Here is a 6,738-nt window from a genome sequence, read left to right on the forward strand (position 1 = left end):
AAGTAGTTGCATGGTCGACACAGGCGGTCTTTGCCAGGATTTCCGGTTTCATCCTGGCGTCGGGGCTGCACACGCCCGCCACGCCCGTCTCCCCCATCCGAGCACTACATGCCTATTTCCATCAAACACTTGCTGCGCTCAGCGCTGCTTCTTCTGCAGGCCACCGTTGCCCTTGGGTGCGCCAAGCCGCCCCACCCCGCGCAGCTTGTACCTGGAACGTCCGTCAGTCTGGCTCCCCCGTCGGGATTCTCGCCCGCCTCCACCTTCACTGGCTTCATGAGTGAGGATGGCCGGGCAAGCATTCTGGTCGCCGAGTTGCCCGCCCACGCCAGCGAGGCAGTGGCAACGCTGTTCGTCGATGAACAAACCGCCCGTCGTCAGTTCGCCACGCGCGGCGTCCTGGTCAAGCATCTGGAGTCGCTTGACGTCGAGGGGCGCGCGGTTCCCGTCGCGATCGGCACCCAGAACGCTCATGGGCAGACGTTCAACAAGTGGATTGCGCTGTTCCCCGGTTCTCCTACGGTAATGATCACGGTCCAGGCACCCACGGATCACGCAATGAAGCACAAGTCCGCAATGATGACCCTGACCTCCGTCAAGGTGAGCCCGCCGGCGTCCCTGGAGGAGCAACTTGCAGCCCTCCCCTTCACCGTGACGCCGGAACCGCCGTTCCGGATTGTCGATACGCTGGCAGGCGCCTCGGCCGTCCTGACCGCGGGCGAACTGGATACCGACCCGGAGGGTCGCCAACCTCTGCTGATCGTCGCGTCCCAACTGTCACTCCCCTTCGATTCGGATGACCTTGCAGACGTCTCCGATCAACTGATTGCCGGCACACGCGAGATCCAGCACGGTACGGTTGTGTCGAGGCACGATGTCATGTTCGCAGGCATCGCCGGACATCGCGTCAGCGGCCACATGCCTGATGGCGGCACGTTCCACCACTATCTGGCGCTCTGGCCGGGCCAGCGCTTCGTTCGCCTGGCCGCCATTCTGCCTGCGGGGAGCAGCCATGATGTGCAGGACGCTGTCACCGCTGTGGCCGCTTCGATCCGATTCCGGGAGTGAGTTCCGCCCGAACTGTCCGTGATATCGGGGTAGAACCCGTCATCGCAAACTCGGTTCTCCTCACTCATGGAGTCACCTCAGGCATAGGCCACATCCTGACCATCTCAGAGAAAAGCACTCCACCGCGCGCACGGACTTCATCTTCGCCCCAAGACTCGATCTTGTGGAAATACTGGGTAAGGTTGAGCTTCGAATACGTCAGCAGCTCCGGCTTCTTTTCGCCCCAGGCCTTGTGCTGGAGACCACTATTGAACTCGCCAGTGATGAGGGTCAGGTTGCCCAAGGTATGAATGAGCAGGTTGCGCCGCGCAGTGAACTTCATCCTCTCCACATCATCAGTCAATGAAGCAGGAAGCGGCCAGTGCTTCTCCCACGACTGAGGCATGACATGCTCAACCGTGAGATTTGTGGGCATGGTAAGCGCCTCGCTTTTGCCCGACCGGAAGCGGTCGTCCAATGCTTCTAAAACCGTCCTGGACTTGGTGACAGTGCGACTGGTGTAGAGCGGCTTCTCAAACACCGCCACACGTAGCTCATCGTCTGTGGGGAACTTGCTACTGTCACCGACACCACGGATCAGCTGCTCGCCTACGGACCTTGCTGTGAGCTCACCTGACTTTTCTACGGCTTTGATGAGGTCAACAAAGAACCGGTTGTAGTTTTTCGGCGTGAGATTGACGATCCAGCGACGCATCAGGAACGATTCGAGGACTACCAGGATCATGTGGAACTCAGCTCGGTTGTCCGGCATCAACCGTGCATAGCTGTAGAGCAGGAAGGGGTAGACAGTTGCGGTGTTGATGGCGCTCAAGCGACGCAGGAACAGGGCAAGCTCTGGATGATGATCTGGGCTGTAGAACTCCTGGAAGATTTCGCCAAACTTCGCCAGCTGGATGATGTGCTCAGACGGAGTCTTCGGCGTATCAATACCGACCACCGACACATTGGCCGAGTTCTCAAAGAATCGCTTGTATTCGTTGAACAAGTGCGTTGCTCGCACCTCTTCTCTGAGCATCATGCTCAGGTAGTGGTTGATGAAGAGATCGATTCGTGGCCGTTTCAACCGCCCCTGTGTCACCTCTTCGCGCCAATAATCTGAATCAATCCGACGCCAGTGCTTCTCGTGGAGCTTTTCAACGTCCCCCTCCTTGGCCCCAGGCTGCTGGATCGCCTTACGGAAAAGGAGGTTCTTGATCAGGTCGGCAGGAAGGAGCGGTTCCCCTCGATGGTTGAGCGTCTCAAAAATCAGCTGGCTCTCGTCCCCAGCGGTGAGATCGATGACAACTAGGAGCAACCCTTCGGTTACGACCTTCCAGATGCACTCGATGCGGTCTTCCGGCTTAGTCTTCGCAAATTCATCGGCGCGGTCCACATCCACATCATCGCCATTGACCCAAGCAGCTATGTTGGCCGCGAAGTAGAGATAGGCCTCTACCAGTCGGTTCTCAGCCAGGGCCCTATCAGCCTTGACCAGAGCTCTGACCTCATCGTCACACGAGCAGGCATGGATAGCCATGAACGCAGCTCGATCCGCATTTGTGGGGAGAAGCTTGTATTTCTCTACCTCTTCATCGATATCGAGCGCACCGTTCTCAACCAACGCGCCAAGTCTATGAGTCTGCTTCTCACTCCCCACCTTCCGGGAGAGGTTGCGTGCAGCCATCAAGAAGAGCTGCAACGTGGTGAAACGCTGCTGACCATCAATCACTAAGCGGGTTTGCACAGCGCCGGACTGGCTGGTTGCCAGCTCAAACACTGCTGCGCCCAAGAAGTGTGGATGGGCACTGCCCTGGTAGAGATGTCTGTCCAACAGCGCTTCGATGTCCTCCCAAAGCGGCATCCAGTTGTCATCTTGCTTCCAGACGTAAGGACGCTGAAAGAGCGGCACCTGATACTGAACCGAAGGTTCCAGGAGCTTTCTAAGATTTCTTGTTGTCGCTTCCATTATTTATGCTCAACTAGTTGGCGCGTTGCACTCTGTGCAGGCTGATCAGTGAAGAACGTAGAAATAGAACGCAGTGCCGCACACTGCTGTCGCAGCTCTTTCCTAGGTGGAGAAGGCTCTCCGACTACTCCTGTAACGCCCTAGCAATCTTGTCGAGCGCAGCGTAGATTTGGCGAACCGTTTGAATTTCAAATTCCTCACGATCCTCTTCGTCATGAGTGCCTTTATTGAAACGAGACCAGACAGACTGGCTGTTCGGGACGTTCAGAATTTCTTGGAATCCCGCACTGAGCTCTGTCATCGCCTGCCCCGTCAGCTGTCCTCGCTGTATTCCCTCGCTCAAAGCCTTGTTTAGAGCTTGGGTAAGCGCACCGAGCTCTGGCTTGAAAATTGGCGGCGCGATGGGAAGCTTCAATTGGGCGAGTTCCCTGGATTTACCGCTTATCTTCTTCCAAGTCTTGGCGGTCACGTTTTCGAGGGCTTGGCGACAGAAGGCTAGGCACTGTCTTTGATCACCTTCGTCGAGGAACTGCCGTGCACGCAGCAGGTAGTTCCTACTCGTGCCCCCTTGGACACGCGGTTGATGGTCGCCATCATGATGACTCAGCACATACAAATTAGACACATCGTTTCCAAGCTGATTCTGGATATCCTTGATGAACTCATTGCCGTGACAGGTGATGATGATCTGTTTGATGTTGAGCCGCTCGTCGCCAAACAGCGTCTTTCGTATGCCGGCTCGATGGTCGGAATCAATCGCGTTGACAGCATCGTCAAAGACGATCAGCGGCAGTTCCAGCTTGATGTTCTTAGCAAGAAGAATGGCTAGACCAAGGCACCTAAGGTGCCCCTCGCTGAGCACATGAAGCGCATCATGCATCCGGGCTGGATCTGCACCGAACGCAACCATAATTTTCTCTCCACCTTTGATGGGGAGCGATAGTGAGGTGAGCTTGTCCCTTTCGTGATCATCCTCATTGAACGCGTTGTAGAGGTCTAGTGTTAGATCATTGAGGTCCGCCAAGAACTTCCTGGGCAGACCATCAAGATAGGCTCTGATGGCAGCTCTGAATGCCGCATAGCCCGTCCGAATACGCGTTTCGAACGCGTAAGACTCAGCCTCGAGACGAGCGCTTTCAATGAGATCTGCGTTCGCCAGATCGAAGCCTTCGACCAGCGTCTTATCAGCCACCAAGCCAGCTTCGTGCTGAACTATCTTGGCATCAATGACCGCAAGACGTTGAGCGATGTCACTCAGCTTGTCCCTCTCCGAGATCACCTGTTGGCGAGACTCAGCACGCGTTCTCAGTTCCAGATCAGCCGCTTCCAAAGCAGCAAGCGCCTTAGAAACGTCACGCACATGGTGCGCCCTCAATCCGTCTATGTTCCAGTCAGCGCCTTGCCCACTTGCGGCCCAACGGACTACGGCGTTGTTTGCTAGAGCTTCGTATCCTGCTTGATCTTTAATTGGGGCGAGATACGCTCGGATCTGGCGCAATAGCTCGTTGCAGCCTTCTGTGAGCGCGCTTGCCTGATCTTCTAGCACTGCCAATTCTTGAAGATTCCGCAGCTCATGGTCTGCACGTTCAAACGGATTGGCGACTGCATGAGCCAGGGGCGTCAAGCAGGCTGGACACGCTTCACCAGCCTCAGCTCGGAGCTCCTGGATGGATTGAAAGAGCTTCTTGAACGAGACTTGCCCAGCCAAGTCGGCTAGTTGCCTTCTCACGTTATGCAGCTGTCGCTGGTTCCTCCTTAGTGCAAGAAAGGACGGTCGAACACCACTTGCTTTGAGACCAGACTGAGCGGGAATGATCTCATCTGCTGCGGTGATGAGCCCTTGGAGTCGGCTCTGGGGATCATCTGGGTCGATGAGTTCACGGACGTGTTCAATGTTGCATTCAAGCTCCGCAGCGAGTGCGCTTAGCTCGTCAACGAACGCTTTTGACGTTACATCTGCGTCTCGGAGACGCGCTTGAGCAGCGGCAAGGGCAGATCTCTTGCCCTCAAGGAGCAGCTTCTTTGGCGTTTCAAGCAACAATCCGATATCGATTTCAGAGGGAAATTGCTTGACGAACTCACTAAAATCCTCAAGGCCAAAGAGTGATGCAATGAGCTCGCTGGCCTGGGCCGGTGTGCGGGCAGCGATCCTAGCAAAGCTCTCGATCCGGTTCTTCTCGATGATTGCAAAGCGCAGCAGACCCGGAACAGGTGCAACCGGAACGCCCTCATCGTCGCCTTGGGAGAAGAGAACGGGTGCCGAGAATCGCCCTTCATGGATGTTGGTGAAATAGCTCCCCAAAGCTCCTGTTCGCTTGAGCGCAGCCTCTTCGACGCCACCAGTCAGCGCATACTCGATAGCCTCACAGAGGCTTGTTTTGCCACTTCCGTTAGGACCGTAGAAGAGAGTCACTCGCTTGCTTAGGTCGAAGATCTCCTCTCTTCTGAATCCACGAAACGGCCCAATTTTGAGTGCCTTCAAGTCAGACCAAGTGAGGGCATCCTGATCAGCGCGAGCTCCGAGCTCAGGCAGCTGTTCAACTCGGTGCAAGCTTCCCCGGAGCAATGCTGCAACGTTTTGTGACCTCCGGCCACCGGCACTTGGGGCGTCAGCGATGCGTTGGAGATGCACTTGGATGACATGCGCTACACGACGCACCTCGACGTCAGCATTCGACGCACCGAGATGCTCTAAAAAATTGAAATATTCTTCGTCCAATGAACTCACACTTCCCCCTGATGCATGGTTTCGCGGCTACTGTTCAATTGACCTGATGTGCATTCTCGTTGTCAATGCACACACATGCCCGAACATCCAACGACCTGGATCCAGGCCGTTGGTAATGTGACAAGGGCGTTCGGCAAGCTGTGCACTGCTCATTCTTGAATCTTTGCGAGAAGCTCTTTCATCATCGACTCAGTCGCTTCGACATGATTGAACGCCATGAGCGGCGCGAGATCGAGCGAAAGCGCCTGGTTCTTGTCCGCAATTTGGAAAATTATCCGCGTCACAGCATCGAAGTCAGCGTCGAGCTGCTCCCAACTAATCTTGGCTTCGTCAAAGAGCTCTCGATGCTGCTCGCGTTGGGTCGAATTATGAGAGAAGAGTTTGTTGCGAAAGACACGATATTTGTCGCAGATCTCCGCAGCTTCTGCTTCTAGCTCTGCCGGCACTTCTGTGCCATCCGCTCGGATCAAGCGAGCGAGCTCGGGGATCGAGGCACTCCCCTTGCTGTCTTCTAACACCGCCACTAGCCCGACGAACGTAGCGAGCTGGCACGACCAAAGGATGGGCATAGTGACGTCCTCCAAATCGCTGAGCCGGTCGGTCAGTCGCCTCGGACTGTCTTCGCCCAATGCAAGATTGAGTGCTTTGCTAATCGCATAGGACTGCCGTGTATCCACCAGCCTGGAAGTGATCAGGCGATAGACCACCACAGTCTTCGATTCTTCCATCTCCATACGTCCGCCCCTCTTCCTTAGGTCGCTGCACCTGACTCATCTTCGCAGGCTATGCCGTGCTTGGTAAGCATGGCACTGACGCGTTGAGCGACCAACATCTGGTGAGCTCCCGCTTTGTCCTCCATGACGTCTGCCTGGCCTGCGAATGCCGCCCAGAAGTCGCCCGAGCCGACGTCCCCCCGGCTTGAGTAGTGGGCGGGTTTAGAGTCCGGTGCTGATGGTATCTCTCTTTCCAGCCAACTGTGCGGCGTACTGGGCGGGCG

4 protein-coding genes are annotated in these 6,738 nt (G+C 56.0%); 1 reads left to right on the forward strand and 3 read right to left on the reverse strand.

The genetic code is table 11. The annotated features are described in order from the left end of the window. Positions 1–108 precede the first annotated feature (108 nt). Complete coding sequence (locus tag ACPEH1_RS10445) at positions 109–1,068, forward strand: hypothetical protein (RefSeq protein ID WP_136005404.1); 960 nt, start codon at positions 109–111, stop codon at positions 1,066–1,068. 64 nt (positions 1,069–1,132) lie between these two features. On the opposite strand, the gene ACPEH1_RS10450 is transcribed toward ACPEH1_RS10445, so the two are convergent. The 3 genes from ACPEH1_RS10450 to ACPEH1_RS10460 all read right to left on the reverse strand — a co-directional run bounded on the left by ACPEH1_RS10450 (position 1,133) and on the right by ACPEH1_RS10460 (position 6,469). Next, positions 1,133–3,013 (reverse strand): DUF262 domain-containing protein, encoded by a 1,881-nt coding sequence (locus ACPEH1_RS10450; RefSeq protein ID WP_423715742.1) that lies wholly within the window; start codon positions 3,011–3,013, stop codon positions 1,133–1,135. 124 nt (positions 3,014–3,137) lie between these two features. After that, positions 3,138–5,741, reverse strand: coding sequence for an AAA family ATPase (locus ACPEH1_RS10455; protein WP_313243171.1), 2,604 nt, complete (start codon positions 5,739–5,741; stop codon positions 3,138–3,140). Between the two features lie 149 nt (positions 5,742–5,890). After that, positions 5,891–6,469, reverse strand: a complete 579-nt coding sequence (locus tag ACPEH1_RS10460; protein WP_423715743.1) for a hypothetical protein — start codon at positions 6,467–6,469, stop codon at positions 5,891–5,893. Positions 6,470–6,738 lie beyond the last annotated feature (269 nt).

This window comes from Stenotrophomonas sp. NPDC077421 (assembly GCF_049545505.1).
Classification (GTDB): Bacteria; Pseudomonadota; Gammaproteobacteria; order Xanthomonadales; family Xanthomonadaceae; genus Stenotrophomonas; species Stenotrophomonas nematodicola.

Coding starts and splice junctions, on each gene's coding strand:
- ACPEH1_RS10460 (WP_423715743.1), bottom strand. CDS start 6,469: ATGGAAGAATCGAAGACTGTGGTGGTCTATCGCCTGATCACTTCCAGG.
- ACPEH1_RS10450 (WP_423715742.1), bottom strand. CDS start 3,013: ATGGAAGCGACAACAAGAAATCTTAGAAAGCTCCTGGAACCTTCGGTT.
- ACPEH1_RS10445 (WP_136005404.1), top strand. CDS start 109: ATGCCTATTTCCATCAAACACTTGCTGCGCTCAGCGCTGCTTCTTCTG.